Source organism: Mycobacterium sp. E342 (assembly GCF_001667665.1).
Classification (GTDB): Bacteria; Actinomycetota; Actinomycetes; order Mycobacteriales; family Mycobacteriaceae; genus Mycobacterium.
Genome location: NZ_LZJM01000054.1, coordinates 1 through 795, shown reverse-complemented (window position 1 = coordinate 795; position 795 = coordinate 1). Strand labels below are relative to the sequence as shown.

The window sequence follows — 795 nt, the reverse complement described above, 5'->3', positions numbered from 1 at the left end:
GCAACGTCCCGAGCGGGCGAACTTCTCCAGCAGGTCGACGGCGCGTCCGACGCTCTCGGAAGGTTTGCTCATCCGGCTGGAGATCTCTCGCGCGCGCGCCGTGTACTCCGGGGCGAGGATCTTGCGCAGGTCTTTGACCAGCGTTTCGCGGGTGCTTGCCGAAAAACGGCGCGACGTGCCGACCTTCAATTGTTTGATGTGTGATCCCCAGAACGGCTGGTCGCCCGCGGTCCACAGAATCAAGGTCGGTATTCCGGCGCGCAGACCCGCGGCCGTGGTGCCCGAGCCGCCGTGGTGAACCACCGCCCGACAGGCGGGGAAGATCTTCGTGTAATTCACCACGCCCACGAGCTTGACGTGGTCGGGATGTGGCACCCCGCTGAAGTCGGTTCCGCCGAAACACAGCAGCGCCCGCTCACCCAAGGTCGCGCAGGCCGAGCTGATCATCTCGACTGTGGCGGAAGGAGATTCGAGCGCTATGCTGCCAGATCCGAAGCAGATAGGTGGTTTCCCCTGCGCGATCCAAGACGCGACCTCGTCATCTGCGTCGGTCGGCAGCTCCATTGTCAGGGCCCCAACGAAAGGGCGCCGGTCGCCCCACTTGGCCCACTCGGCCGCCAGCCCGGGGAAGCAAACTTGGTCGTAGCCCTGGATTTCCAACGAGCCTCGTTCGGCGATCCGTCGTTGCGAGCGACGTGTCGCCTTCGGCAGGCCCAGGTCGCGGCGCTGCGCGTTGTCGACCTTTTTGGTTGAACGCCAAAACAGCCACTCCACGGCCGTCATGGTGGAACGCAT

1 protein-coding gene is annotated in these 795 nt (G+C 64.7%); it reads right to left on the bottom strand.

Translation table 11 applies throughout. The annotated features are described in order from the left end of the window. On the bottom strand, positions 1-795 hold a 795-nt coding region (locus A5692_RS02685), incomplete at both ends, for a glycosyltransferase (protein ID WP_068051733.1).